This is a genomic window from Arthrobacter sp. Y3221114 (assembly GCF_059092625.1).
Genome location: NZ_JBNHHW010000006.1, coordinates 187,694 through 213,249 on the forward strand (window position 1 = coordinate 187,694; position 25,556 = coordinate 213,249).

The 25,556-nt window shown below is 67.2% G+C and carries 23 protein-coding genes and 1 tRNA gene; 5 read left to right on the forward strand and 19 right to left on the reverse strand.

Annotation, left to right across the window (positions count from 1 at the left end; all coding sequences use genetic code 11):
- Nucleotides 1-19 precede the first annotated feature (19 nt).
- Both AC5RV3_RS14190 and AC5RV3_RS14195 read right to left on the reverse strand, forming a co-directional pair.
- Nucleotides 20-946, reverse strand: coding sequence for an aldose 1-epimerase family protein (locus AC5RV3_RS14190; RefSeq protein ID WP_494122695.1), 927 nt, complete (start codon nt 944-946; stop codon nt 20-22).
- Nucleotides 947-1,025: 79 nt separating this feature from the next.
- Nucleotides 1,026-1,868 (reverse strand): Bax inhibitor-1/YccA family protein, encoded by an 843-nt coding sequence (locus AC5RV3_RS14195; protein WP_494122696.1) that lies wholly within the window; start codon nt 1,866-1,868, stop codon nt 1,026-1,028.
- Nucleotides 1,869-2,090: 222 nt separating this feature from the next.
- Between AC5RV3_RS14195 and AC5RV3_RS14200 the strand changes: the two genes are divergently transcribed.
- The 5 genes from AC5RV3_RS14200 (at nt 2,091) to AC5RV3_RS14220 (ending at nt 6,820) form a co-directional block, all read left to right on the forward strand.
- A complete protein-coding gene (locus AC5RV3_RS14200; protein WP_493978707.1) occupies nt 2,091-2,387 on the forward strand; it encodes a GroES family chaperonin in 297 nt (98 codons plus the stop codon).
- Between the two features lie 281 nt (nt 2,388-2,668).
- Complete coding sequence (locus AC5RV3_RS14205; protein ID WP_494122697.1) at nt 2,669-3,991, forward strand: branched-chain amino acid ABC transporter permease; 1,323 nt, start codon at nt 2,669-2,671, stop codon at nt 3,989-3,991.
- Between the two features lie 11 nt (nt 3,992-4,002).
- On the forward strand, nt 4,003-4,983 hold the full coding sequence (locus tag AC5RV3_RS14210; RefSeq protein ID WP_494113278.1) for a branched-chain amino acid ABC transporter permease: 981 nt from the start codon (nt 4,003-4,005) through the stop codon (nt 4,981-4,983).
- A gap of 74 nt (nt 4,984-5,057) precedes the next feature.
- The gene (locus AC5RV3_RS14215) at nt 5,058-6,053 is read left to right on the forward strand and encodes an ABC transporter ATP-binding protein (RefSeq protein ID WP_494122749.1); all 996 of its coding nucleotides are present in this window, start codon (nt 5,058-5,060) and stop codon (nt 6,051-6,053) included.
- Entirely contained in the window at nt 6,050-6,820 is a 771-nt protein-coding gene (locus AC5RV3_RS14220; protein ID WP_494122698.1) for an ABC transporter ATP-binding protein, read from the forward strand. The genes AC5RV3_RS14215 and AC5RV3_RS14220 overlap by 4 nt, the downstream gene beginning before the upstream one ends.
- Nucleotides 6,821-7,149: 329 nt before the next feature.
- Here AC5RV3_RS14220 and AC5RV3_RS14225 read toward each other — a convergent pair whose 3' ends face one another.
- From AC5RV3_RS14225 to AC5RV3_RS14305, 17 genes are all read right to left on the reverse strand, one after another.
- Entirely contained in the window at nt 7,150-8,544 is a 1,395-nt protein-coding gene (locus AC5RV3_RS14225) for an ABC transporter substrate-binding protein (RefSeq protein WP_494113279.1), read from the reverse strand.
- Nucleotides 8,545-8,688: 144 nt separating this feature from the next.
- Nucleotides 8,689-8,761, reverse strand: a tRNA-Leu gene (locus tag AC5RV3_RS14230).
- Nucleotides 8,762-8,808: 47 nt separating this feature from the next.
- Entirely contained in the window at nt 8,809-9,318 is a 510-nt protein-coding gene (locus AC5RV3_RS14235; protein ID WP_494113280.1) for a GNAT family N-acetyltransferase, read from the reverse strand.
- Between the two features lie 120 nt (nt 9,319-9,438).
- Nucleotides 9,439-10,887 (reverse strand): NAD(P)/FAD-dependent oxidoreductase, encoded by a 1,449-nt coding sequence (locus AC5RV3_RS14240; protein WP_494122699.1) that lies wholly within the window; start codon nt 10,885-10,887, stop codon nt 9,439-9,441.
- Between the two features lie 77 nt (nt 10,888-10,964).
- On the reverse strand, nt 10,965-12,407 hold the full coding sequence (locus tag AC5RV3_RS14245; protein ID WP_494122700.1) for a S8 family serine peptidase: 1,443 nt from the start codon (nt 12,405-12,407) through the stop codon (nt 10,965-10,967).
- A gap of 49 nt (nt 12,408-12,456) precedes the next feature.
- Entirely contained in the window at nt 12,457-13,407 is a 951-nt protein-coding gene (locus AC5RV3_RS14250; RefSeq protein WP_494122701.1) for a Ppx/GppA phosphatase family protein, read from the reverse strand.
- The gene (locus AC5RV3_RS14255; protein ID WP_494122702.1) at nt 13,407-14,117 is read right to left on the reverse strand and encodes a DUF501 domain-containing protein; all 711 of its coding nucleotides are present in this window, start codon (nt 14,115-14,117) and stop codon (nt 13,407-13,409) included. The genes AC5RV3_RS14250 and AC5RV3_RS14255 overlap by 1 nt, the downstream gene beginning before the upstream one ends.
- 70 nt (nt 14,118-14,187) lie before the next feature.
- Complete coding sequence (locus AC5RV3_RS14260; protein ID WP_494122703.1) at nt 14,188-14,943, reverse strand: FtsB family cell division protein; 756 nt, start codon at nt 14,941-14,943, stop codon at nt 14,188-14,190.
- 89 nt (nt 14,944-15,032) lie between these two features.
- Nucleotides 15,033-16,313: a phosphopyruvate hydratase gene (gene eno / locus AC5RV3_RS14265; protein WP_494113286.1), complete on the reverse strand. Its 1,281-nt coding sequence runs from the start codon at nt 16,311-16,313 to the stop codon at nt 15,033-15,035.
- 91 nt (nt 16,314-16,404) lie between these two features.
- Complete coding sequence (locus AC5RV3_RS14270; RefSeq protein ID WP_494122704.1) at nt 16,405-17,166, reverse strand: MazG nucleotide pyrophosphohydrolase domain-containing protein; 762 nt, start codon at nt 17,164-17,166, stop codon at nt 16,405-16,407.
- 7 nt (nt 17,167-17,173) lie between these two features.
- The gene (locus AC5RV3_RS14275; RefSeq protein ID WP_494122705.1) at nt 17,174-18,319 is read right to left on the reverse strand and encodes an adenosine deaminase; all 1,146 of its coding nucleotides are present in this window, start codon (nt 18,317-18,319) and stop codon (nt 17,174-17,176) included.
- A 54-nt stretch (nt 18,320-18,373) separates the two neighbouring features.
- Complete coding sequence (locus tag AC5RV3_RS14280) at nt 18,374-19,225, reverse strand: DedA family protein (RefSeq protein ID WP_494122706.1); 852 nt, start codon at nt 19,223-19,225, stop codon at nt 18,374-18,376.
- Between the two features lie 245 nt (nt 19,226-19,470).
- On the reverse strand, nt 19,471-20,757 hold the full coding sequence (locus AC5RV3_RS14285) for a thymidine phosphorylase (protein WP_494122707.1): 1,287 nt from the start codon (nt 20,755-20,757) through the stop codon (nt 19,471-19,473).
- A 30-nt stretch (nt 20,758-20,787) separates the two neighbouring features.
- The gene (locus tag AC5RV3_RS14290; RefSeq protein ID WP_494122708.1) at nt 20,788-21,192 is read right to left on the reverse strand and encodes a cytidine deaminase; all 405 of its coding nucleotides are present in this window, start codon (nt 21,190-21,192) and stop codon (nt 20,788-20,790) included.
- A gap of 2 nt (nt 21,193-21,194) precedes the next feature.
- Nucleotides 21,195-22,484 (reverse strand): ABC transporter permease, encoded by a 1,290-nt coding sequence (locus AC5RV3_RS14295; RefSeq protein ID WP_494122709.1) that lies wholly within the window; start codon nt 22,482-22,484, stop codon nt 21,195-21,197.
- Complete coding sequence (locus tag AC5RV3_RS14300; protein ID WP_494122710.1) at nt 22,481-23,842, reverse strand: ABC transporter permease; 1,362 nt, start codon at nt 23,840-23,842, stop codon at nt 22,481-22,483. The genes AC5RV3_RS14295 and AC5RV3_RS14300 overlap by 4 nt, the downstream gene beginning before the upstream one ends.
- The gene (locus AC5RV3_RS14305; RefSeq protein WP_494122711.1) at nt 23,839-25,404 is read right to left on the reverse strand and encodes an ABC transporter ATP-binding protein; all 1,566 of its coding nucleotides are present in this window, start codon (nt 25,402-25,404) and stop codon (nt 23,839-23,841) included. The genes AC5RV3_RS14300 and AC5RV3_RS14305 overlap by 4 nt, the downstream gene beginning before the upstream one ends.
- Nucleotides 25,405-25,556 lie beyond the last annotated feature (152 nt).

Sequence of the window (25,556 nt, forward strand, 5' to 3'; positions counted from 1 at the left end):
TTGCGACCCAGTCGTGCGTTCAGTGAAGCTGCGCCGTAATGCCCCAGCTTCCGCCGAACGTTGCACCGGATTCCAGCCATTGAAGCCCCAGGCCGGTATTGAGGCTGTTGGCGGGCGCCGTCATGGGTTCCACCGCTACGGCGCGGTCGCGGCCCGGATATTTTGTGGTCACAAAGACATGGACGTAGCGGAAGGGTTCTTCCTGCCACAGCCCGACCACCGAACCGCCCTCCGAGGCGAGTGTGGTCACCACGCGCCCGCCGGATCCGGCAGACAGTCCGGCATAGCCGCGGTCGATGTCCAGGTCCGCCACCAAGGCTCCACTGCGCAGGTCGGTCTGGTCGTTGACCGGGGCATCCGCCGTCGGAATCTTGGTGTGCCGGTCCGCCGGAAAGAACCGCGCCGCCGGCACGGTCAGGGTCAGCCGGTCGGCGGGTTCGTCTCCCAGCCGGATGAAGGGATGAGCGCCCAGCGCTACCGGGGCCGCCGTTGCGGACAGGTTCAGCAGTTCCTGCCGGACCGTCAGGTCGCCGGCCTGGTCCAGGGAGTACTCGGCGACATGGCTGAGCCGGAAGGGGTAGCCGTGCTGGGGGAAGATCTCCGCCTGCAGCACGAGTGCGGACCCGCTGCGGTCGATCAGCCGGTAGCCGGTATTGCGCAGCAGCCCGTGGATGGCATGGCCGCGGCCCGGTTCCGTGATGTCCAGTTGCTGGACGGCGCCGTCGAGCTCCCACCGTCCTCCGTCCACCCGATTGGGCCAGGGAGCCAGCAGGATGCCCGAGGCCGAGGGCGGGATCCGGTCATCGTCGAACGTTTCGGTCAACTGCACGCCCTGTTTTTCGAAGAGCCGGAGGCAGCCCGCCAGTTCGGTGACCACGGCCCGCGATCCGGCGCGCCGCAGTTCATACTGCTCGCCGGTCGCTGCCCGGCTGCGCTGGCCCGTCATGCATCCACCGTACCGGGCCGCCGCTTAAAACAGCCGACCCCGGCTCCGGGCCGGGGTCGGTGGGTAGAAATACGGCGGATTACTCGTCGCCGCGGAGGATGGCGAGCAGGCGCAGGATCTCCACGTAGAGCCAGACCAGCGTCACGGTCAGGCCGAAGGCGGCCGTCCACGAGTACTTGCGGTCCACGCCCTGCTTTACACCCTGTTCGACCGAGGTGAAGTCAACGATCAGGGAGAACGCGGCCAGGCCGATGGCCAGCAAACCGATGAGCACGCCCAGCGGGATGCCGATGCCCATGATATTGATCTCCGCGCCGCGCATGCCCCACTGGTTGTCCAGCACGCCGAACCACATCAGGCCCAGGTTCACCAGGGAGAAGAGCGCGTAGCCGATCAGCGCGATCATGAAGAAGCGCATGGCCTTGGGCGTGGCGCGGACCTTGCCGCTCTTGAACAGGGCCAGCGTGACGGCGAAGACGCACACGGTGCCCAGCACGGCCTGCGGGGCCACCCCTGGGTACATCGCGTCGATGACCATGGACAGGGCGCCGACGAACAGGCCTTCGGCGGCGGCGTAGGCCAGGATGAGGCCCTTGGACGGCTCCCGCTTAAAGGCGTTGACCAGGCCGAGGACCAGGCCGGCGATCATGCCCGGAATCAGCAGGATCGGGAACATCCAACCGATGGCACCGCCCACGACCACCAGGGACAGGCAGGCCAGTGTTTTGAGGATGACGTCGTCATAGGTCATCCGGCCGGTCTGGGCAGGGCCCGCCGACGGCTGGTTGTACAGATCCTGCAACTGCTGGCTGGAAAGCTGGGTCTGGCCGGCCAGCACGGCAGAGCCGGCTCCGGCAGGTCCCGCGGGCGAACCGCGGAACGCCTTCGGGTTGTTGAAAACCGGATTTCCTCCGATTGCCATCTTGTTGTCCTCCATCGTCAGGGGGCGAGCTAATGCTTAGACTACCAATCCCAACGAACGACACGGCAGAAAATTCCATGACGGGCCGGTGAACCCTTATCGGGCCGCGCCGCCGACCTCCCGGCGGCCCGCTGCGCCTGCCCCGGGTAGAATGCTCCAGTGACTTCCCGCAGTCCTTCCAACCCGCCCCGCTCCTCCGCCCGGGCCACACTGCCCCTGCGGATGCTCCATGACCGCATCCTCGTGGCCCCGGACCAGGACAGCAGCGAGCGCCGTTCGTCCTCGGGAATCGTCATTCCGGCCACCGCCGTCATGGGCAAGCGCCTGGCGTGGGCAGAGGTAGTCGCCGCGGGCCCGCACGTGCGCCAGGTGGCGGTCGGCGACCGGGTGCTCTTCGACCCCGAAGACCGGGCGGAAGTCGAAGTCAACGCCGCCGACTACACACTCCTCCGCGAGCGCGACGTCCACGCCGTCTCCCAGCCCGAGGAAGCGGACAGCGGCACGGGGCTCTACCTGTAGTTCTCCGCCGCTTCCTGTAGCTACCCCGGCGAATCCGGCCGCTCCCGCTCGGCTCGGCCGGCATCCGGTAGACCGGCTGCTCCCTGGAGCCGATACGTTTCACCCACGCTAAACAACGGCTTCACAGTTGTTACCTGATCGCGACAGAACGCACCCTCCCGCCACCCGTGACGCAGGTAACATAAACGACACGTCGGTGATTTCCGTCACAGACGCTGTCAGCGCCTGCCGGTGATCCGGCGGACACACCCCCCACTGTGGAGGTTCATATCTTGATCGCGATGCCGAAGCTTGTTCGGCCATTGGGGACACTACTCGCCTTACTGGCGATCATCACGGGGATCCTCTTGTCCGCTCCCCCCTCACTGGCTTCGACCACCTCACCTGAGCCGTCCCCTGGTACGACGACGACCGCGCCGGCGGAGCCGTTCCGCGACACGATCAGCGGCGTCCTGCGCAATGCCGACGGCCCCGTCGTGGGAGTGCGGATCACGGCCACGGGCGAAGGATTCAGCGGCGAAGCAATCACCGGCGAAAACGGGTCCTGGTCGATCGGTGTTCCGGTCCGGGGAACCTATCAAGTCGAAGTGGACGTCTCCACCTTTCCGGAGGGAGTGGAGCTGGCCGAAGGCACGCCCAATCCGCGGGAAGTCACCTTCACCAACACGTCCAACGCCGCGGCCATCTTCCCGCTCGGGGAAGGCATTGTGCTCCAAGGCGCCGGTTTCGGCGAGATCTTCGTAGAGCGTCTCATTGCGGGCCTGAGTTTCGGCCTGCTGCTGGCCCTGGCCTCGGTGGGGTTGTCCCTCATCTACGGCACGACCGGCCTGACCAACTTCGCCCACGGCGAGATGGTCACCGCCGGCGCAGTGCTGATGTTCGGCTTCGCGCTTCTCGGCATTCCGGTGTGGCTGGCGATGCTGTTGGCCATTGTCCTGGGCGGTGCGTTCGGCTGGGCCCAGGACGCCTGGCTGTGGAAGCCGTTGCGTCATCGGGGTACCGGGCTGATCCCCATGATGATCATCAGCATCGGCCTGGCCTTGGCTGCCCGCTATGTCATCCAGTTCAACTTCGGCGGCGCCACGCAGCAGCTGCCGCAGGCAAGAAGCCCGATTCTGGAATTAGGCAACATTTCGATCAGCCGCAATACGCTGCTCTCCCTGGTTGTCAGCCTGATCGTGATCATCCTGATTGCCATGCTGCTGCTGAAGACCCGGTTGGGCAAGGCGACCAGGGCCGTCGCCGATAATCCCGCGCTGGCGGCAGCCTCCGGCATCGATGTTGACGGCGTAATCCGCATCGTCTGGACGGTCGGCGGGGTGCTGGCCGCGCTGGGTGGCATCCTCTGGGCCTATTACCGCCCCGGCGTCACCTTCAACATGGGGCAGCAGATCCTGCTGCTCGTCTTTGCCGGCGTCATCCTCGGCGGCCTGGGCACCGTGTTCGGCGCCCTGGTCGGTTCGGTCATCGTCGGCCTGTTCGTCGAACTGTCGACGCTCTGGCTGGAAGCAGACCTGAAGTACGTCGGGGCCCTGCTGATCATGATCGTCGTCCTGCTGTTCCGGCCACAGGGCATCCTGGGCCGTCGAGAGCGCGTGGGTTAGGAGGCAACACCATGGATTTCCTGAACATATTCACGAACGCACTGGGCGAAATCATCAGCCCGACTACGGCCGCCTACGCTCTGGCTGCACTCGGCCTGGCCGTCCACTTCGGCTATTCCGGCCTGCTGAACTTTGGCCAAGCCGGTTTCATGGCTATCGGCGCCTATGGCTTCGCCATTCCCACGCTCGAGTGGGGCGTGCCGTTCTTTGTCGGCGTCTTGATAGCCCTGATCGGCTCGGTGATCTTTGCGCTGCTGCTGGGCATCCCCACACTGCGCCTCCGGGCGGATTATCTGGCCATCGTCACGATCGCTGCCGCGGAGATCATCCGGTACGTGGTCACCACCAACGACCTGACGGACATCACCGGTTCGGCCAACGGTTTGGCTGCCTTCGAAGGCGGGTTCTTCGCCCTGAACCCGTTCCCGCAGGGCGTCTACAATTTCGGCCTGGTGAGCCTGAATGAGCGCGGCCTCTGGATCCGCGTGGTCGGCTGGGGCCTGGTGATAATCTGCTGCCTGCTGGTGTTCCTGCTGATGCGCAGCCCCTGGGGCCGGATTTTGAAAGGCATTCGCGAGGACGAGAACGCGGTGCGGTCCCTGGGCAAGAACGTGTACTCGTACAAGATGCAGGCCCTCATCATCGGCGGCCTGTTCGGAACCATGGCCGGCATGGTCTTCACCCTCCCCCGCGGAGCGGTGCAACCGGCCAACTACCAGACGGAGCTGACGTTCTTCCTCTGGACCTGCGTGCTGCTGGGCGGCATGGCCACCGTCCTCGGCCCTGTTATCGGCGCCATGATCTTCTGGGTAGTCCTCTCGCTGACCCAGGGACTGCTCTACGGTGCCATCGAGGCGGACTACATCACCTTCCTGACAACCACACAGGCCGGACAGCTCCGCTACATCCTGGTCGGCATCGCCTTGATGCTGCTGATGATCTTCAGGCCCCAAGGCGTGCTGGGCAACAAGAAAGAACTGGCATTCACATGAGCGAACAAGACCGCGCCACGACCGGGTCCGCCACAGCTGCCCCGGATCAGGCGGACCAGCTGGACAACGATTACATGACGGACACCCGCCCCATTGCCGCCGACGAGCCGGGCCCGGGCTGCCGGAAACGGGATCCCATCCTCGTCGCCAAAAACGTCACCCGGCAGTTCGGCGGCGTCAACGCCGTGGACGTGGAATATCTCGAGATCCCACGGCACCAAATCACGGCGCTGATCGGACCGAACGGGGCGGGCAAGACCACGCTGTTCAATTTGCTTACCGGCTTCGACGTCCCCCAGAGCGGCGAGTGGTCCTTCGAGGGGCATTCGCTCGCCGGCGTGCCGTCCTACAAGGTGGCGCGCATGGGCATGGTGCGGACGTTCCAGCTGACCAAGGTCATGGGAAAGCTCTCCGTCATGGAGAACATGCGCCTGGGTGCCACCGGCCAGTCCGGCGAGAACCTGTTCAAGGCCCTCTTCAAGAACATCTGGGGGCCCAAGGAACGGGAAATCACCGAGCAGGCCGACGTCCTGCTGACCAAATTCAAACTGGACTCTAAACGGGACGACTACGCGGCATCGCTCTCCGGCGGCCAGCGCAAACTGCTGGAAATGGCGCGCGCCCTGATGGTCCGGCCCAAGCTGGTCATGCTCGATGAGCCGATGGCCGGCGTCAACCCCGCGCTGACGCAGTCGCTGCTGGAGCATGTCAAAAACCTGAAGGCCGAGGGCATGACCGTGTTGTTCGTCGAACACGACATGCAAATGGTCCGCCACATCGCCGACTGGGTGGTCGTCATGGCCGAAGGGAGGATCGTGGCAGAAGGTCCGCCTGCCATCGTCATGAAGGATCAGGCAGTGATCGACGCCTATCTGGGCGCCCACCACGACGTCGACCTGGGCGACGCCGAAGGCGTCGAGGCGCTGGAGGAAGAGTTGGCGCAGGACGCGGAGTCGGTGGTGGGAACGGCCAGCGAGGGCGTCCTGGGCCACCACATCAGCGAGCGTGATTCCAGCGCAGACGAAGTTGACGACACCCACCGAAGCCCGAGAAGGAAGGACCAGCCATGAATGCGCGCCGCATAGAATCGACCCCGGCAGCCGTGGCACCGGGGGAACCGGTGGTCACCGTGACGGAGTTGGTGGCCGGCTACCTGCCCGGCGTCAATATCCTTAACGGCTGCAGCATCGAAGCCCGCCAGGGCGAACTGATTGGCATCATCGGCCCCAACGGTGCCGGCAAATCGACCCTGCTCAAGGCGATGTTCGGCCTGGTCAAGGTCCACTCCGGCACCGTCGTGGTCCGCGGCCAGGACCTGACCGGGCTGAAGGCAAACAAGCTCGTCAGCCGCGGCATCGGGTTCGTTCCCCAGAACAACAACGTCTTCTCGACGCTGACCATCGAAGAAAACATGGAAATGGGCATGTTCCAGCGGCCCAAGGACTTCAGGAAGCGCTTCGATTTCGTGGCGGGCATCTTCCCGGATCTGGCCAAGCGGCGCGCGCAGCGGGCCGGCTCGCTCTCCGGCGGTGAACGCCAGATGGTGGCAATGGGACGGGCCCTGATGATGGATCCGGCGGTGCTGCTCCTGGACGAGCCCTCCGCCGGCCTCTCGCCGGTCAAGCAGGACGAGACGTTCCTGCGGGTGCACGAAATCAACCGGGCCGGTGTCTCGGTCATCATGGTGGAACAGAACGCGCGCCGCTGCCTGCAGATCTGCGACCGCGGTTACGTCCTGGACCAGGGCAAGGACGCCTACACCGGTACCGGCCGCGAGCTGCTGAAGGATCCGAAGGTCATCCAGCTCTACCTCGGCACCCTCGCGGACACCGCCTGAGTCCACCCGCAGCCAGCCACCTCGACGGCGGCGCTCGTCCTCCGGGGCGGGCGCCGTCGTCGTTCAAGCACTCCCACAAGTGTTGCCGCCGCTTGGGCACTCCACAGGCACGCCGCTGTCGTTCGACCACTCCCAGAGGCACGCCGCCGTCGTATGAGCACTCCCCACAGGCAGGCACTCCCGCCGCGTGCGGCCCCCCTGGGCCCCGTTCAATGCCAGGCGGCCCTGTCCATGCCTCCCACCCTCCCCCATCCACCGGTAGCACGACAGAGGGTCCCGGCCGGCGGCCGGGACCCTCTGCTGTGTTTACCAGTGGTGCTGGAGCGGCCTTACAGCTGGCCGAACTCCTCGCGCTTCGGCTGGGGTACGTTGGTGTCGTCGTACTCGTAGATGCCGATGTAGGCCTCGGTCGGGTCACCGTTCTCGTCGAACGAGATCGGGCCGGAGATGCCGTCGTAATCGATATCCTCACCGTTGCGCAGCAGCGTGACACAGCCGGCGAAGTCGAAGCACTTCTCACCGTCCGCGGACACGCCCTGCATTTCCTTGGCGATGTCCTCGCCCTTGGTGCTTCCGGCGGCTTCGGCTGCCAAGGCCACGAGGTTCACCGCGTCGTAGGACTCACCTGCGTAGGAGTAGGAATTGAGGTTGTCGTCCATTTCCGCCAACGCCGCCTGGAAGTCTTCCTTGGCGAACGTTCCGGGGATCGTGCCCTGGGCACCCACCATGGCGCCCGGGTCGAGGTCCGCGCTCAGGTCCGAGGTGTTGCCGTCCACCAGGAACATCTGGTCGGGGGTGACCCCCTTGGACAGCAGCAGCGGCGCGATCGACTTGATCTGGTCAAAGGTGATCAGCGCGATGGCGTCGGGCTTGGCGTTGACGACGGCGTCCACCTGCGAGCTGAACTGGGAGTCGCCCTCGTTGAACATTTCGGTGGCCACAACCTGGCCGCCGGCGCCTTCAAAGGCCTGCTTGACGTTGTCCGCCAGGCCGGTGCCGTAGGCGTCATTCAACACGATCATGCCCAGCGTCTGGGCGCCACAGGACACCATGTAGCTGCCCAGCGTGCGGCCCTGGAGCACGTCCGAAGGGGCGGTGCGCCAGTACAGGTTGTTGTCATCCCAGGTGGTGAAATCGGGCGATGTGTTCGCCGGGGAGATCTGCACCACCCCTGCGCCGGTGATCTGGTTGATCACGGTCTTGGATACGCCCGAGGACGCTGCTCCTACGATGGCACTGACGTCCTCGCTCAGCAGTTCGGTCACGGACTGGGTCGCGATGTCGGTGGTGGTATCACCGGAGTCACGCTGGATGGTTTCCACGTCTTTGCCCAGTACGCCGCCGGCCTCGTTGATCCGGTCAACGGCCAGCTTGACGCCTGCAACTTCCGGCGGGCCCAAAAAGGCCAGCGAGCCGGTGGCCGGCAGCAGCGTGCCGATCTTCAGCGGGGTGTCGGTGGAGCCCTTGGTCTCCGGAACAGCGGACGGGTCGCCCGTCGCGCCTGCGGTGGGGCCCCCGCCCTCTCCTGCTTCGGGACACACCAAACCGGATGCGCCCGCCGGTGCCGAGGTCCCTGCTCCCCCGCCGGTCTCCGAGGGCGTGGTCGTCCCCCCGCCGCACGCCGAGGCAAACAAAGCGATCCCCAATCCGAGCGCGGCCACCCGTCCCGCGCGTGCGGAATTGCCGCCGGTGCCGAAAAGCACTGCGTTGCGTGTTGCAGTCATGTATGTTTTCTCCTCGATCGAAAGGTCCGCGAACCTTTGATGCGATCACCAGGTATTCCTGATTACAGAGAAAACTAGTCCAATTTGTTGGTGAAAATAAGCGTTTTGGGTTACATCCTTGTAACGCTCGTCACATTCAATCCGTACCCCCGGTGGGACTCGAACCCACACTGGACCGATTTTAAGTCGGTTGTCTCTGCCATTGGACTACGGGGGCTGGACACTCCTGCACCTATCTAGGGTACTTGATGGGCCTGCGCCGGTTCACAGCCGCCCGAAGGGTTCGGCGTAGCGGAAAACACCGGCGGGCAGCGGGCGGCCGGCCAGTGGAAGGGCCATGAAGTTGGCGCCCCAGCTTGGATCCGGGGCACCGATGCCGACTTCGCCGGCCGGCCGATAACCAAACCGCGGATAGTAGCCGGTGCTCCCCAGCAGCAGGATCACGCTCTCCCCGGCGTCCTCGGCGCGACGCCGTGTTTCGTCCAGCAGGGCAGCCCCGATACCCGAACGCTGACGGTCCGGGTCCACGGCGATGGGCCCCAGTCCCAGCGCGGGCTCGTCGCCAATCCAGCCGCGGGTGCTGATGACATGGCCGACGACGGCGCCCTCTTCCTCCGCGACGAGCGAGAACTCGGGCAGGAAGCCGTCGCAGTCGTACAGCTCGGCCAGCAGTCGGGCTTCCACCGGCTCACCGCCGTCGTCGGTGGCGAAGGCGCGTGCCACCAACCGGAGGACTGCGGGCCGGTCTTCCCGTTGTTCTGTCCTGATTCTCACCGCAGCATTCTAGGCGGCCCCTCCAGGTAAATCTCCCCGGACTCCAGAGGAATCTCCCCTGGAATGCAGTAAGGCCCGGGCACCGCCGATGCGGTACCCGGGCCTGCTGCTGAGTTGCGCCTAGCGGCCGGTGGAGGCGAGTTCCTTGTCCGCCCCGGTGCCCTTGGCATCCCCTGCCGGTTTGGGAGCGTCGGCAGCCTGCGGCCGAGGCTTGGGGGCGGCCGCCTCGCGGAACTGGCGGTACGGGGTCTGCAGGTCGGCAAGGCGCGTGGTGTCGCGGCCCAGGAAAATTGTCCAGAACCAGTTCGAGATCACGCGGATCTTGCGCTCCACCGTCGGCATGGCCAGTCCGTGGTAGCCGCGGTGGGCCATCCATGCCGGCCAGCCCTTGAGCTTGATGCCCATAATCTTGGCAACGCCCTTATTGAGGCCGAAGCCGGCGACGGCGCCGAGGTTCTTGTGCTTGTACTCGGTGACGGTGCCCACGCCCCAGCGGGCGGCGTAGATGTTCTTGGCAAGACGCTTCGCCTGGCGGATGGCGTGCTGGGCGTTGGGGACGCAGAAGCCACCCACGCCGCCGCCGGTCAGGTCCGGCACGGCGGCGACGTCGCCGGCGGTCCAGGCACCCTCGATCGGGCCGTTCTCGTCGACGATCTGGAGCGTTGCGTTGGCCTTGATCCGGCCGCGCTCGTCCTGCGGGAAGCCGAAGTTGCGGGCCACCGGGTTCGCCTGCACGCCGGCGGTCCACAGCAGCGTATCGGCCTCGAAGGTTTCGGCGGGAGTCTTGTCCGGCATGTTGATCAGCTCCAGCACGCCGCCCTCTGCCTTGGCGAGCGAGGTGTTGAGCATGACCTCGATGCCGCGCGAGCGCATGTGCTCCACGACCCACTTGGCCTGGTCTTCGGTGACCTCGGGCATGATCCGGCCCATCGCCTCGACCAGCACGAAGCGCAGCTCTTCCTGGCGCAGCCGCCCGTTCTTCTTGACGGCGGAGCGGGCCAGGTCCTCGATTTCGGTCATGGCCTCGATGCCGGCGAAGCCTCCGCCGACGCCGACGAAGGTCAGCGCGCGCGTCCGCTCCGGCCCCTCGGGGAGCAACGAACCGGTTTCGATCCGCTCGAGCACCTTGTTGCGCAGTTCCACGGCTTCTTCAATGGTCTTCAAACCGATCCCTGCCTCGGCCAGCCCGGGGATCGGGAAGGTGCGGGTCACGGCACCGGCGGCAACGACGACGTCGCGGTAGTCCAGTTCGAAGGCGTCGCCGACGGCGGGAGTGACCACGGCCTTCTTCGCCGCATGATCGATCGAAGTCACCTTGCCGGTGATGAGTTCGGTGTCCTGCAGGTGCTGCCGGTGGTTGACCACGGCATGGCGGGCTTCGATGCTGCCGGAAGCCACCTCGGGCAGGAACGGCTGGTACGTCATGTAGGGCAGCGGATCCACCAAGGTAACGATGCCGCCGTGCCCCTTAACCTTCTTCTGGAGCTTCAGCGCGACGTAAAGACCAACGTAACCGCCGCCGACCACCAGGACGCGCGGACGATCGGACAGAGGAGGAGTGAGTGCCATGCCCCCAGTATAGCGGCTTTTGTGAAAATTTTCACGAAGTGGACCGCACCCGTGATGGCCGCCCAGACCCCGCGAAATCAGCGCTTGGCTGGCTTCCGGATCTCTTCCCGAATCGGCGGCATGAAGTCCGTGTCCGCTTCCTCGACCGCGGCCGTGCCCTGCTGCACCGCCTTGCGCGCCCGCATGGTCTGGACCGCGCCCAGCACCAGGACGGCGGCGATCAGCCCGCCGAACGAAAACACGAGGATGGCCGGCAGCACGGAGTTTTCGCTGCGCGGGGGAACCGCCACGGGCGTAGTCGGTTCCGGAATATCCGGCGCCTCGGCCTTGGACTGCACCGGAGCCTGTGACTGGGGCGCGGCGACTTCACCGCGGCGGTGCACCGTAATCCATTGCGCGATGGAGCCGAGCGGGTTGGCGGCGACCTCCGGCACGTCGGCGTTCAGTGCAGCCTCCGCGTCGAGTACGCCGTAGCCGTAGATCGGATCATGGCCCGGAACACCGGCTTCCTTGGCCGTGCTGATGATGCGGTTGATGACCTGGGCCGCGCTCATGTCCGGGTACTTGGAGCGGATCAACGCGGCCACGCCCGAGACCAGCGGCGTGGCTCCCGACGTGCCGGACCAGTCGGCATAGAGGCCGCCGGGCAGTCCGCCGACGAGGTTCTCGGCCGGGGCCGCAACACCGATGACGATGCTCTGGGCCGAGGCCTCCTGGCTCGCCTCGCCATCGCGGTTCAATCCGGCTACGGTCAGCACGCCGGGGATGGTGGCCGGGGCGCCGGACTGTTCGGTGCCGCCGGCGCGGTTGCCGGCGGCGGCCACGACCACCACGTCATGCTGTTCGGCGTAGAGGAACGCCGCGTCCCAGCTCTCCGGCCAGGAGGTGCTGGAGCTGGTCAGCGACATGTTGATGACCTGTGCGCCATTGTCCACGGCCCAGCGGACGGCCGCGGGGATCTGCTCGTCGACGCCGATGCCCGAGGGGTTGGGTGTCCCGAGCCACGTTGAGGCCGTGAGGATCTGTGCCTTCGGCGCCACCCCGATCACGCCGTCCGTGCCGGCGCCGATCCCCTCGTCCTTGTGCTTCGACTCGGACTTGGACTCTTTGTCGTTTTTCTTTTTGTCGTCCTTCTTGTCTTTTTCGGGTGCATGCCCGCGTCCGGCCAGCAGGGTGGCAACCAGGGTGCCGTGCTCAGGTGTTTGCCCGATGCCGCGCTGGCCGTCGGGGTCTCCGGAGCCGGAGACGTCCGTACCGCCGACCACGGCCCCCTTGAGGTCGGGGTGCGTTGCGTCTACGCCGCTGTCGATCACTGCTACCTTGACGCCTTCGCCCTGCGACTCGTCCCAGGCGGCCCGGATCCCGTAGGCGTCCAGCCAGTATTCCTTGCCGCGGGTGTCGTCTGCCTGGACCGGGCCGGCGAGCACCAGCGAGGCGAGTACCGCAATCGCCGAACCCAGCGTGAAGGCCCTCGACGCGGCCGCGCGTCTGGCCGGCCGTTCACTGTCGCGCTGGCGCATGGATGTCCCTTCGGTTGGCAAAGCGGTTTGGTCCCCGAACCCGGGAAGCTCAGTGCGGCAGCCGGGTGGCCGCACTCAGGGCGATTCCGTCAAGAATATCGTGTTCGCTGGCGGTCGCGCCGTTCACGCGGCCACCGGTCAGTGCGGCCAGTTGCCGGGAAACGGTCCGCCAGATGAGGGCGCCGGCGCCAATGACATCCACCCGTCCCGGATGCATGTAGGGCAAGGCAGCCCGCTGTTGCCGCGTCATCTCCAGGAGGGAGGTGCAGGCTGAATCCAACCGGGCACCGTCCAGGTGCGCACCGTGGATGGCTTCCGGACGATACCGGGCCAGTTGCAAGGCGTGGGCGGTAACGGTGGTGACGGAACCCGCGACTCCGACCAGGCGGTTGACGTCGGCCAGCGGCACCTCGGCGAGCACCCGTGCCAGATGTTCCTCGGCGTCCGCCACGGCGTGGGCAATCTCCGCGGCGGTTGGCGGGTCCGAGAGCAGGTGCCGCTCGGTAAACCGGACGCAGCCCATGTCGGTGCTGAGCGCGGCCAGCACCCCGTCGGCGGTTCCCAGCACGAACTCCGTGCTGCCACCGCCCAGGTCCACCACCAGTACCTTCTCCCCCGCTTCCGGCGCCAGGACGCTGGCCGCCCCGGTGAAGGACAGCTCGGCCTCTTCCCGGCCGCTGATCACTTCCGGTTCCACCCCGAGGCGCTCGCGGATGCCGTCGACGAAGACCTGGCGGTTGGCGGCGTCGCGGGTGGCTGAGGTGGCGACAAACCGCAGGGTCTCGGCACCCTGGCTGCGCAGCTGGCCGGCATATTCCTCCGCCGCCGCGAAGGTCCGGTCCAACGCTTCCGGCGCCAGCGCCCCGGTAGCGTCGACGCCCTGCCCGAGCCGCACGACCTTCATCTCGCGGACCACGTCGGTGAGCCCGCCGTCCCCGACATCGGCAATCAGCAGGCGGATCGAGTTGGTCCCGCAGTCGATGGCTCCGACGCGCGCCACTAGGACTTCCCTCCGCCGGCGTGGCCGGACGCGGAACCGCTGGCGGTTCCGGCGCCGTCGTCGTCCGCCGCATCCTTGCCGCCGGCGCGCCGGGCCTTCTTCGCGGCCAGCTCTTCAACCGTCAGCCCCTGGGTCCGGGTGTGGCGGCTCAGGTCCCGGGCCGGAGCGGTGCCGTCAACATCCCAGGCACCGGAGCAGTAGCAGCGGTCCGCGGTCCACCATTCCGCGATCCGCTCAAGCGCTTCGTCGCCCAGCGGGTTCACGCCCGGACCCGCGGCCAGCGAATGACCCACCAGGACGTGCAGGCATTTGACCCGCGTGGGCATTCCGCCGGCGGAGACTCCCGCGATCTCGGGCACGTCGCCGATACCGGCCCGGCGGCCGACCTCGTCGCGGGCCGCCAGGTACTCCTCGTGGGCGCGGCGGTAGGCGGCGGCCAATTCCGGATCCCCCTCCAGCCGTTCGGTCATCTCCGTCATGACCCCTGCCGCTTCCAGCCGGGATACCGCGGACGTGATGACCGGGTGGGTCAGGTAGTACGTGGTCGGGAAGGGGATTCCGTTCCCGAGCCGCGGCGCCGTCGTGGCGACCAGCGGGTTTCCGCACACGCACCGTGCACCGATTTCCACGACATCGCGCACCGGCCTGCCGAGCTGGCGGCTCAGGGTGTCGAGATCGTCGGGCGTGGGGGTGCGCTGAGCGTCGTTCACGGCTCAGTCCTTTCCTGGTGCTGCGGCCCGTGGGGCAGGGCCGTGTAATCCGGCAGGCTCTGCCGGGAGGTCAGTCCGCTGCGGGCGGGTCTGTTGCCGCGCGGGTCACCGAGTTCCACAGGGCGTCGACCCACGGCAGGTCTTCGGGTGCGGTGGCGGAGGCATGTTTGTTGGACTCGCGCAGTCCTTCCGCGCCGGTGACCATGTACCGCTTCTCCCCCGGCATTACATAGAATATGCGATCCCGGGCCTGCTGCTTGATGTAGGCAGGATCGTCCCAGCGGGCCAGTTCCTTGGTCAGCTGTTCGTTGGAGTCTTTCTTGGCGGCGATGTCCGCCTGCAGCGCGGAGAGTTCCGCCCGCTGTTCAATGAAAATGCGCACCGAAGGTGCCAGCAGTACGGTGATGGATACCAGCACCACGGCCAGCGCCAGCAGGCGGCCGGAGAACGCTTTGGCCGGGACCGGCACGACGTCGGCCGGGGTTTCCCTGGCCGGTGGCCGGGGCTTTGGGTCAGCGTCCGGTGCGGCAGGCTGCCTGATGGCCTCGGACAGCTGGCGGCGTTCCGCCGCGCGGACTTCGGACGGCGAGGGCTTGGGTTTCGCCGGCGGCTTCGGCTTTCGCGCGTGGCCTGCGTCCGGCGCGCGGCGGGTGCGGGCATCCGGCTGGGGAGCCGGGCCGGACGGCGTCCGGCCGAAGTCGGCGCGAATCACCTGTCCGGTCTCCGGTTCCCGAGCGTCGGTGTCCTTCCCGTCCACGCCGCCCGAAGCAGGCCCACTGCCGGACGGGCGGCGGGCCCGCGGCATGTTGGGGCGTCGGGTGGACATTCAGGCTCCTCACCGTGGAAGTCGTGCGGGGCCCGGCATCGGCTGTGCCGCCGGGCCCCGTTTAAGACATTACCGAGGGTCGGGCCGAACTACGCCGTGAAACGCGGGAAGGCTCCGCGACCGGCGTAGCGGGCCGCGTCGTCGAGCTCCTCTTCGATGCGCAGCAGCTGGTTGTACTTGGCCACGCGCTCCGAGCGCGCCGGGGCGCCGGTCTTGATCTGGCCGGCGTTGGTGGCCACGGCGATGTCGGCGATGGTGGTGTCCTCGGTTTCGCCGGAGCGGTGCGAGGTGATCGTGGTGTAGCCGTTGCGCTGGGCCAGGGCCACGGCCTCCAGTGTTTCGGTCAGCGAACCGATCTGGTTCACCTTGACCAACAGGGAGTTGGCGGTCTTGGCATCGATGCCCTGCTGCAGCCGCTCGGGGTTGGTGACGAACAGGTCGTCGCCCACCAGCTGCACCTTGTCGCCCAACTCGGCCGTCAGGGCGGCCCAGCCCTCCCAGTCGGATTCGTCCAGCGGATCCTCGATGGAGACCAGCGGGAAGTCGGCCACCAGCTGGGCGTAGTAGGCGCTCATCTCCGCCGCCGTCAGGGACTTGCCTTCGAACAGGTAGGCGCCGTCCTGGTAGAACTCGGAGGACGCCACGTCCAGGGCCAAGGCAATGTCCTTGCCCGGGGTGTAGCCGGCACGGGTGATCGCCTCGGTGATCAAATCCAGCGCCGCCCGGTTGCTGGGCAGGTTCGGGGCGAAGCCGCCCTCGTCGCCCAGGCCGGTGGAGAGGCCCTTCTCCTTCAGCACGGCCTTGAGGCTGTGGTAGACCTCCACGCCCCAGCGCAGCCCCTCGGAGAACGTGGCGGCGCCCAGCGGCACCACCATGAACTCCTGGATGTCCACGTCGGAATCGGCGTGCGAGCCGCCGTTGAGGATATTCATCAGCGGGACCGGCAGCACGTGGGCGTTCGGGCCGCCCAGGTACTTGTACAGCGGAAGGTTGGCGGATTCTGCGGCGGCCGAGGCCACGGCCAGCGAAACGCCGAGGATGGCGTTGGCGCCGAGGTCGGACTTGTTGGAGGTGCCATCCAGGTCCAGCATGGTCTGGTCGATCAGCCGCTGGTCGGTGGCGTCGAGGCCCGCCAGCGCCGGCTGGATGGTGTCCACCACGGCGGCCACGGCCTGGCCCACGCCCTTGCCCAGGTAGCGGTCCTTCTCGCCGTCGCGGCGTTCCACCGCCTCGAACGCCCCGGTGGAGGCCCCGGACGGAACCGCGGCCCGGCCCATCGAGCCGTCAGACAGCAGCACCTCAACTTCAACGGTGGGGTTGCCGCGGGAATCAAGGATTTCGCGCGCGTGGATGGCATCGATCAGCGCCATGGAGTAGCTCCTGTTCGTTGGAACGAAAAGATGGAATGTCTGCAGGCGAGGCCGAGGCCGGCTGCAAGGTCCGGCTTAAGACTAATCGAGATCATCCGCTGCGGTTTTCTTCCGTTACGCGCTGCTGGAATCTGCGGACGGCGGTCCGCAGCGCCTGCTCGGGATCCACTCCGGTTTCAACTGCGCGGCGAACGACGGCGAACAGTTCCTCGCCGACGTCGCCCTCCGCCCGGGCTGCACCGTCGGCCGCGGTGCGCCCGGCCGCGCCGTCCTGGTTTAGGACGGCCGCCGACGGGCTGCCGGCCCGGCAAGCGCGGTCCAGGGATTTCGCCGCCAACGTCAGGGCCGGCAGCGAGTGCGGCAGGCCGTCGAACGGCGTGGTCCGCTCCGGTTTCTCCGCCGCCTTGACCGCGTCGTAACCGGCCACGATCTCTGCGACGGTGTCCGGAAACTTCTCCTGCAGCGACCCGTCCGGCCGGAAGACATGCCGGTTCCGCCGGATGAGTTTGGCTGTCAGTTCGGCGGCCACGGCGTCGAAATCGAAGTGTCCCCGTTCTTCCTGCAAACGGGAATGCAGCACCACCTGGTAGAGCACATCGGCCAGTTCGCCCTTGAGTTCGGCCACATCGGCCCGGCCGGTGTGGCCGGTTTCGATGGCTTCGGCCAGTTCGTGGGCTTCCTCCACCAGGTACTCGACCAGCGACTCGTGGGTCAGCGCGGCCGTCCACAAGCAGTGCTCGCGCAGTTGTGCCACGACTTCCAGCAGCCTGGCAACGGCCCGGCCTCGCCCGGGCTGCGCCGTTGCGGCGCCCGGGAGCGGCCCCGGTTCGAAGGAGTGTCCGGCGTGGGGCATGGCGACGTCAGCCCGGCTGGCTGTTGAAGGCCTCGCCGATGAACTCGATGAGCGCCTCACGCTCTTCCAGCGGCAGGAAGGCGGCTTCGGCGGCATTGAGCGTGATCTCCAGCAGGTCATCGAGGTCGTAGTCGAAGGTCTCCACCAGCAACTCGTATTCGTCGGAGAGCGTCACGCCGCTCATCAGGCGGTTGTCGGTGTTGATCGTGACCTTGAACCCGGTCTGGTAGAGCAGGTCGAACGGGTGTGAGTGGATGCCTTCGCCGAAGACGGCGATCGCACCGGTCTGCAGGTTGGATGAGGGGCTGCACTCGAGCGGGATGCCGCGGTCGCGGACCCACGAGGCGACCCGGCCCAGGGTAACCATGCCAACCTCGTCGCCGTCCTCGCCGTCGGGGCCGAAGTCCACCTGGATGTCCTCGGCGATCCGCACGCCGTGGCCCAGCCGCAGCGCACGTCCGCTGACCAGCGCATCCACGATGCTGTCCACTCCGGCTGCCTCGCCGGCGTGGACAGTGACCGGGAACTGCTGTTCGGCCAGGTAGGTGAAGGCGTCCTTGAAGCGTGAGGGCGGGAAGCCGTCCTCGGCTCCGGCAATGTCGAATCCGACGACGCCCCGGTCACGGTGGCGGACGGCAAGTTCAGCGATCTCCTGCGAGCGGTCGGCATGCCGCATTGCGGTGATCAGCTGGCCCACCTGGATGGGGCGGCCACTGGCTTCCACGGCGGTCACGCCGGCTTCGAGGCCTGCCTGGACGGCTTCCACCGCCTCATCCAAGGTCAGGCCCTTGGACAGGTGCTGTTCCGGCGCCCACCGGACCTCGCCGTAGACCACGCCGTCGTCGGCCAGGTCCTCCACGAATTCCTGGGCCACGCGGAACAGGCCTTCCGTGGTCTGCATCACGGCGACGGTGTGGTCAAAGGTTTCCAGGTAGCGCACCAGCGAGCCCGAATCCGCCGACTCCCGGAACCATTCCCCGAGCGCTACCGGGTCGGTGGAGGGCAGCTCGTGGCCCTCGGCAGCGGCCAGTTCAATGATCGTGGCGGTACGCAGTCCGCCGTCCAGGTGGTCGTGCAGCGAAACCTTCGGCAGGCTGCGGATGTCGATGTCCAGGTCGGCTGCGGTGTCTTCGGAGTATTCAGGCTCAGTCACAGGCACCACCTTACGCGAGCACCCCGACGGCCGGCGCGGATGCCGCCGCCAGGGTCAGTCGTCGAGGCCCGCGGTGGAATGGTTGCGGGAGGACACGGTCAGGGGGACGTACGGTTCGAAGCGGACCGCCCGCGAACCCGTTGGCGGCAGCTGGTCGGCGGGATCGCGGCCTGCAGCCACTGCCGCCTCCGGGCTCTCGGCGGCTGCAGCGCCGCCGTCACCTGCCGCCGTCGGCCCGGCTTCGGTTGCCGGCTCCGCAACGCCGTACGCGGCCGGGGCGGCGGCGCGCAGCCGCGCCGCACGGCGGCGATTGGCCAGTTTCATGCCGTGGTCCAGCGCCAGGCCCAGCAGCAGCGCCAGCACGATCGCCAGTCCCGCGGCCAGGAGGGTGTTGTCATGGAACCAGCGCCCGGCCAGTGCCCCGATGCCTACCGAGTACAAGGACCAGGAGATGCCGGCGACCACGGAAAACAGGACGAACTTGCGGTGGTTGTATCCGGTTGCGCCGGCGGTCATGTTGACGGCCACGCGGCCTACCGGAATGTAGCGTGCGCTCAGGATCAGCAGGGCTCCGCGCCGGTCCAATTCCCGGCGGGCCCAGGCGAAGGCTGCGGCAACCCGGGGGCGCTGCATCCAGCGGAAACGGTCTGCACCGATGCGGCGCCCGATCAGATACGCGATGTTGTCCCCCGCTATCGCGCCCGCGGCAGCGACTACGGCCACCAGCCAAACATTCGGAGCCCCCGCGGATACCGCGATGGCTGCCAAGGCCACGACCACCGATTCGCTGGGCACCGGCGGGAAGATCCCGTCGATCAGGCAGAGAGCCAAGAGCAGTGGGTAAATCCACCATTGCGCTGCCGCGTCGATGATGAAGACGCTGAGCGCGTCCATGAAAGTCTGCACGAAGTGTTCCTGTCCGCTGGATATCTAGTCCAACGATGCCATGCCGCGTTTTGTGCCGCTATCGGGTAGATCCCTGACCGGGCACCCATCGGTCGACACCGCAGACCCCGCGGTGCGCCGGGGCCTCCCCCGCTCCGGCCGCACCACATTATCGTAGCGGGGCCGGAGGAACGGCGGGAAGAGGTTGATCCGGTGGATATATATCCGTGCTGCCCCAGTTGTTTACAGCTGGGGTCTTCCGTGCGTCAGGCCACCCGGTCGATGATCAGCCGCCGGGTCGGCCGGCTCCCCTCCGGCGCAATGACGACGGCGTCGCGCAGCGCCTCCCTGGCGCGGTCGAACCTTTCGGGGGTATCGGTCAACAGCGTCATCAGCGGCTCGCCTGCGCGGACCACCGCCCCGGGCTTGGCGTGCATCCGCACGCCGGCCCCGGCCTGCACGGCGTCTTCCTTGCGTGCTCGTCCGGCTCCCAGCCGCCAGGCGGCGACGCCGACGGCCAGGGCGTCCAGCTGCATCAACACGCCGTCGGCCTCGGCGTAGACGACTTCCGATTCCCTGGCCACCGGCAGCTTGGCGTCGGGATCCCCGCCCTGAGCGCGGATCATGGATTTCCAGACGTCCATGGCGCGGCCGTCCCGCAGCGCGGCCGCAGGGTCGGCGTCCCTCACGCCGGCCGCCTGCAGCATTTCCTCGGCCAGCTTCACCGTCAGCTCCACGACATCCTCGGGGCCGCCGCCGGCCAGCACCTCCACCGATTCTTCGACCTCTATGGCGTTGCCGGCGGTCAGCCCGAGCGGTGTGCTCATATCGGTCAGCAGCGCCACCGTGTTCACGCCCGCGTCCTGGCCCAGGGCCACCATGGTTTCGGCCAGTTCCCGGGCGTTGCGCTCGTCCTTCATGAAGGCCCCGCTGCCGACCTTCACGTCCAGCACCAGCGAGCCGGTGCCTTCGGCAATCTTCTTGCTCATGATCGAGGAGGCAATCAGCGGGATCGCCTCCACTGTGCCGGTTACATCGCGCAGCGCGTAGAGTTTCTTGTCCGCAGGAGCCAGACCTGCCCCGGCCGCGCAGATGACGGCGCCGACGTCGGCCAGCTGGCTCATCATCTCGTCATTGCTGAGCAGGGCCCGCCAGCCCGGGATCGACTCGAGCTTGTCCAGGGTGCCGCCGGTGTGGCCCAGGCCGCGGCCGGACAGCTGCGGCACCGCCACACCGAAGACGGCCACCAGCGGGGCCAGCGGGAGGGTGATCTTGTCCCCCACGCCGCCGGTGGAGTGCTTGTCCGCGGTCGCCTTGCCGAGCGAGGAGAAGTCCATCCGCTCGCCGGAGGCAATCATCGCCGTCGTCCAGTGCGCGATCTCCTCCCGGTCCATGCCGTTGAGCAGGATGGCCATGTTCAGCGCGGACATTTGCTCGTCGGCGATGGCCCCCCGGGTGTAAGCGTCGATGGTCCAGGCGATCTGCTCCGGGCTGAGCGTTCCCCTGTCCCGCTTGGTCCGGATGATGTCGACGGCGTCGAATGTTTCGGTCATGTCCTGCTCCTTACGTGTTGCGTTCCGCCGTCAGGCCAGGTGCTGCGGGCCGAAGGCGTCCGGCAGCACCTCGTCCATGGTCTTGAGGCCGGCCGGCGTCATCAGCAGCATGCCGGGCGCGCGGAACTCGTACAACAGCTGACGGCACCGGCCGCACGGCATCAGGGCGTTGCCCTCCCCGTCCACACAGCTGAACGCGGCCAGTTTCCCCCCGCCCGTCATGTTCAGCTGGCTCACCAGCGAACATTCGGCGCACAAGGTTAGGCCGTAGGAGGCGTTTTCCACGTTGCAGCCGGAGACAATCCGGCCGTCATCGGTGAGTGCGGCGGCACCGACCGGGAAGCCCGAATACGGTACGTAGGCCAGCCGCATGGCGGCCTCCGCGGCCTGCTGGAGGGCGTGCCAGTCCACGGGGCGGGCCGTCGTTGGTTCCACGGTCAGCCCTTGATGTACGGCACACCGCTGGCGGCCGGGGGTCGGGCGCGGCCCACCAGGCCGGCGACGGCGAAGATGGTCACGACATAGGGCAGCATGGCCAGGAACTGGTTCGGCACCGTGGAACCCAGGGCGCTGAGCACGTACTGGAGGTTCGTCGCGAAGCCGAAGAGCAGCGCCGCGAAGAACGCGTACAGCGGGTTCCAGCGGCCGAAGATCAGCGCCGCCAGGGCGATGTAGCCCTGCCCGGCGGTCATGTCGCGGCCGAAGCTGGAAACAAGGACCAGGGTGAAGAAGGCGCCGCCGAAACCGGCGACGACGCCGGCCAGCAGCACGTTCATGAACCGCATCCGGTTGACCTTCACGCCCAGGGTGTCCGCCGCCTTGGGGTGTTCGCCGACGGCACGGGTGCGCAGGCCCCACTTGGTGTGGAACAGGCCGAAGTAGATCACGGCCACCGCGACGTACATCAGGTAGCCGACCACCGACTGCTCGAACAGGATGGGGCCGATGATCGGGATGTCGGACAGCACCGGAATGCTGATGATCGGCAGCCGCGGCGGAGAGTTCCAGGTGGCCGAATCGGCCGAGAGGACGGTGGAGAACAGGAAACCGGTCAGACCGGAAACCAGCACGTTGAGCACCACCCCGACGATCACCTGGTTGACGATGTACTTGATGCTGAACACCGCCAGTACCGCCGAGACCAGCACGCCGCCGACGGCCGCGGCGGCCAGGCCGATAAACGCGTTGCCGGAGAGCGATCCGGCGACCGCGGCGGAGAAGGCACCGAACAGCAGCTGCCCTTCGATGGCAATGTTGACGACGCCGGAGCGTTCGCACAGCACGCCGGAGAGGGAACCGAAGATCAGCGGCACGGCCAGCGTGACCGACCCGGCCAGCAGGCCGTAGAGGGCCACGTTGGGGGTCCGGGCGCTGCCCACCACCCAGGTCAGGAACCCAACCACGAACAGTACGGCAAAGACGGCCACCAGCCAGCCGGGGACCTTCCGCCCGGACCGGACCAGCATGAACGACCAGACGGCGCCGGCCAGCATCAGGACGGCTGTGACCCAGCCGGTGACGACCGCCGAGAGCACGACCGAGGGCAGCACCACCGGGTCGTTGGGATCCGACAGCCGGAAGGTCACCGAGTTGTCCGGTGCCCCGATCGCGAAAACCAGGATGGACGCGAAGGCCAGGACGGCCAGGATGGCCGGCGTCTTCCAGTTCCGCACGGTGTCCGCAGCGGTGGGGCTTTGCTGCGGGGCGGTGACGCTAGCCGTGCTCATGCTGCACCTCCGGCGCTTGCGGTCTTACGGGGTTTTGCCGTCAGTTTCCCCGGCTCGGGGAGCCGGAAGATCGCGCGCACGAGCGGCGGAGCCGCGATGAACAGCACGATCATGGACTGGACCACCAGGACAATGTCGATGCCGGTGCCGGTGTTGGTCTGCATGGTCACGCCGCCGGCGCGGAAGGCGCCAAACAGCAGGCCGGCCGCAAACGTGCCCCACGGCGTCGAACGTCCCAGCAGTGCCACGGTGATGGCGTCGAACCCGAAACTGGCCGCGACGCCCGCGGTCAGCACGCGTTCGGTGCCGGCCACCTGCGCGACGCCGGCCAGGCCGGCGAGTGCGCCCGCCAGCACCATCACCACGACGTAGCCCTTGGTGACGCTGATGCCTGCGGTGCGGGCAGCGTGCGGGTTGGAGCCCACGGCCCGCAGCTCGAAGCCAATGGTGGAGCGATTGAGTAGCCACCAGCAAAAAACGGTGGCCAGAATGGCTACCACGAAGCCCCAGTGCAGCCGGAAGGTGTCGCCGAAGAGCGGCGGATACATGGCCGTGGCATCAAGCTGGGGGCTGATCGGGTTGGTTGAGCCCGGACGCTGGAACGCGGGCATGGTCAGCAGGTACAGCACCAGGTTGATGGCCACGTAGTTGAGCATGATCGACAGGATCACTTCGTGGGCACCGGTCTTGGCCTTCAGCAGGCCGACGAGGCCGCCCCATAATGCGCCGCCGATGATGCCGGCGATGATGACCAGGAGCAGGTGCAGGCCCACCGGAAGGTGCCAGCTGAAGCCGACCCAGGCGGCCAGGGTGGCACCGATGATGATCTGGCCTTGCGCGCCGATGTTGAACAGTCCCGCGCGGAACGCCAGCGCCACGCCCAGGCCCGCGCAGATGAGCGGCGTTGCCACGGTCAGCGTCTGGGTCAGCGGGTAGATCATCCGGGCGAACGTGGAGCCCTCGAAATTGAAGATTGAGCCCTGGAACAGCGCGGCGTAGGCGTTGGCGGCGGCCGTCCAGCCGGCAGCCAGCATGTCCTGCGGCCGGGCGAAGAAGTAGCTGGAGGTCCGGGCCACTTCCTCGTTCGTTAACGCGATCAGGATGCCGCCGGCGATCAGGGACAGCACAATGGCGAGGACAGCCACCAGCGCGTTGCCGGAGACGATCCGCTGCATGATGGTCTGATGCGCCCGCAATTCGGGGTGCAGGTTCTCCCCCGTGGGCAGGACGGCCGGCGGCGCCTGGGTGCCGTCGCCGAGGGCGGCAGCCGCCTCGAGCCGCTGCTCGTCGCCCTCCGCCGCGGGCTTGCCCGCGTGTTTCGACCGCTTCCCGTGCTTGCGGGACTCGTCCGCGCTCATTCCTCGCCTCCTTCGGCGTCTGTCTGCTGTACCTCGGCGTCCGTCCGGTGTGCCTGCGCTTCCTCGGCGCTCATGCCGGCCATCATCAGGCCCAGCTCGCCGCGCGAGGTACCGGCGGGGACGATGCCCATCAGCCGGCCCTGGTAGAGCACGGCAATCCGGTCGGCAAGTTCCAGCACCTCGTCCAGTTCGGTGGAAACGATCATCACCGGCGTGCCGACGTCGCGCTCGGCGACGATCCGCTTGTGCAGGAATTCGATGGAGCCTACGTCCACGCCGCGGGTCGGCTGCGAAGCGATGAAGAGCTTCAACGGCCTCGACAGCTCCCGGGCCATGACCACCTTTTGCTGGTTCCCGCCGGAGAGCGTACCGGCCGCCGCCGCCGCAGACTGGGTGCGGACGTCGAACTCCGCGATGTATTGCTCGGCATTCTGGGCGACCAAGGCGGGCTTCATGGCCAGGCCGCGGGCGAAGGGCGGCTGGTCGTAGCGGTTGAGGATGAGGTTTTCGGCCACGGAGAATGTCCCCACCAGGCCCTCGACGCTGCGGTCCTCCGGCACGAAGCCGACGCCGGCCTCGATGATGTCCTTGACCTTGCGCCCCACCAGTTCGCGGCCTTCGAGCCTGATAGAGCCGGACACATGGTCCTGCAGCCCCAGGATCGCCTCGGTCAGTTCGGTCTGCCCGTTGCCCTGGACGCCGGCCACCGCAAGGATCTCGCCGCGCGCGATCGCGAAACTAATGCCGTCCACCACGCGCTGGCCCGTCGCCGAACGCACCGTGAGGTTCTCGACGGTGAATGTTTCCTCACCCGGCCGGGCCGGTTCCTTGTCCAGTGTCAGGCTGACGGCGCGGCCCACCATCATTTCGGCCAATTCGGTCGTGGAGGCCGAGGGCGGTGCGTCGCCGATGACCTTGCCCCGGCGGATGACGGTGATGATGTCGGAAACTGCCTTGACTTCGCGCAGCTTGTGCGAGATGAAGACGATGGCCTTGCCGTCGGCCTTGAGCTGGCTCATGATGCCCAGCAGCTCATCCGTTTCCTTGGGCGTCAGGACGGCGGTCGGCTCGTCCAGGATCAGCACTTCGGCGTCACGGACCAAGGCCTTGATGATCTCGACGCGCTGCTGCACCCCCACCGGCAGGTCCTCGACCACCGCATCGGGATCCACTTCGAAGCCGTACTGGTCGGAGATCTCCCTGATCCGGGCCCGGGTCTCATCCAGGTTGAGTTGGCCGCCGGCCCTGGTCGCTTCATTGCCCAGCGCCACGTTCTCTGCCACGGTGAACACCGGAACGAGCATGAAGTGCTGGTGCACCATGCCGATGCCGGCCGCCATGGCGTCCCCGGGGCCGTCGAACGTGACGGGCTTGTCGTCGACCAGGATCTGTCCTTCGGTCGGCTCATAGAGCCCGTAGAGGACGTTCATGAGCGTCGATTTCCCGGCGCCGTTTTCACCCAGCAGGCTGTGCACCTGTCCCGGCTGCACCGCCAGGTCAATGTGGTCGTTGGCGATCAGGGAGCCGAATCGCTTGGTGATTCCCTTGAGCTCGAGTTTCAAACCCCAACCCACCTGTTCTTTGTCCGTAGGTACGACGGTCCTCATCCAGCGGCGCGGTGACGGGCGGTGTTGCTGCCCGGACGCTGTGCCTAGCCTAAACCGGTTCGGCCGCTTACAGCGCGAACCGCCACCCTCGGCACCGGCGTGCGGTA

Bases quoted from the DNA above. Each gene is read 5' to 3' on its own strand.
- AC5RV3_RS14190 (WP_494122695.1), bottom strand. From the start codon at position 946: ATGACGGGCCAGCGCAGCCGGGCAGCGACCGGCGAGCAGTATGAACTG.
- AC5RV3_RS14195 (WP_494122696.1), bottom strand. From the start codon at position 1,868: ATGGCAATCGGAGGAAATCCGGTTTTCAACAACCCGAAGGCGTTCCGC.
- AC5RV3_RS14200 (WP_493978707.1), top strand. From the start codon at position 2,091: ATGCTCCATGACCGCATCCTCGTGGCCCCGGACCAGGACAGCAGCGAG.
- AC5RV3_RS14205 (WP_494122697.1), top strand. From the start codon at position 2,669: ATGCCGAAGCTTGTTCGGCCATTGGGGACACTACTCGCCTTACTGGCG.
- AC5RV3_RS14210 (WP_494113278.1), top strand. From the start codon at position 4,003: ATGGATTTCCTGAACATATTCACGAACGCACTGGGCGAAATCATCAGC.
- AC5RV3_RS14215 (WP_494122749.1), top strand. From the start codon at position 5,058: ATGACGGACACCCGCCCCATTGCCGCCGACGAGCCGGGCCCGGGCTGC.
- AC5RV3_RS14220 (WP_494122698.1), top strand. From the start codon at position 6,050: ATGAATGCGCGCCGCATAGAATCGACCCCGGCAGCCGTGGCACCGGGG.
- AC5RV3_RS14225 (WP_494113279.1), bottom strand. From the start codon at position 8,544: ATGACTGCAACACGCAACGCAGTGCTTTTCGGCACCGGCGGCAATTCC.
- AC5RV3_RS14240 (WP_494122699.1), bottom strand. From the start codon at position 10,887: ATGGCACTCACTCCTCCTCTGTCCGATCGTCCGCGCGTCCTGGTGGTC.
- AC5RV3_RS14245 (WP_494122700.1), bottom strand. From the start codon at position 12,407: ATGCGCCAGCGCGACAGTGAACGGCCGGCCAGACGCGCGGCCGCGTCG.
- AC5RV3_RS14260 (WP_494122703.1), bottom strand. From the start codon at position 14,943: ATGTCCACCCGACGCCCCAACATGCCGCGGGCCCGCCGCCCGTCCGGC.
- eno (WP_494113286.1), bottom strand. From the start codon at position 16,313: ATGGCGCTGATCGATGCCATCCACGCGCGCGAAATCCTTGATTCCCGC.
- AC5RV3_RS14270 (WP_494122704.1), bottom strand. From the start codon at position 17,166: ATGCCCCACGCCGGACACTCCTTCGAACCGGGGCCGCTCCCGGGCGCC.
- AC5RV3_RS14285 (WP_494122707.1), bottom strand. From the start codon at position 20,757: ATGACCGAAACATTCGACGCCGTCGACATCATCCGGACCAAGCGGGAC.
- AC5RV3_RS14295 (WP_494122709.1), bottom strand. From the start codon at position 22,484: ATGAGCACGGCTAGCGTCACCGCCCCGCAGCAAAGCCCCACCGCTGCG.
- AC5RV3_RS14300 (WP_494122710.1), bottom strand. From the start codon at position 23,842: ATGAGCGCGGACGAGTCCCGCAAGCACGGGAAGCGGTCGAAACACGCG.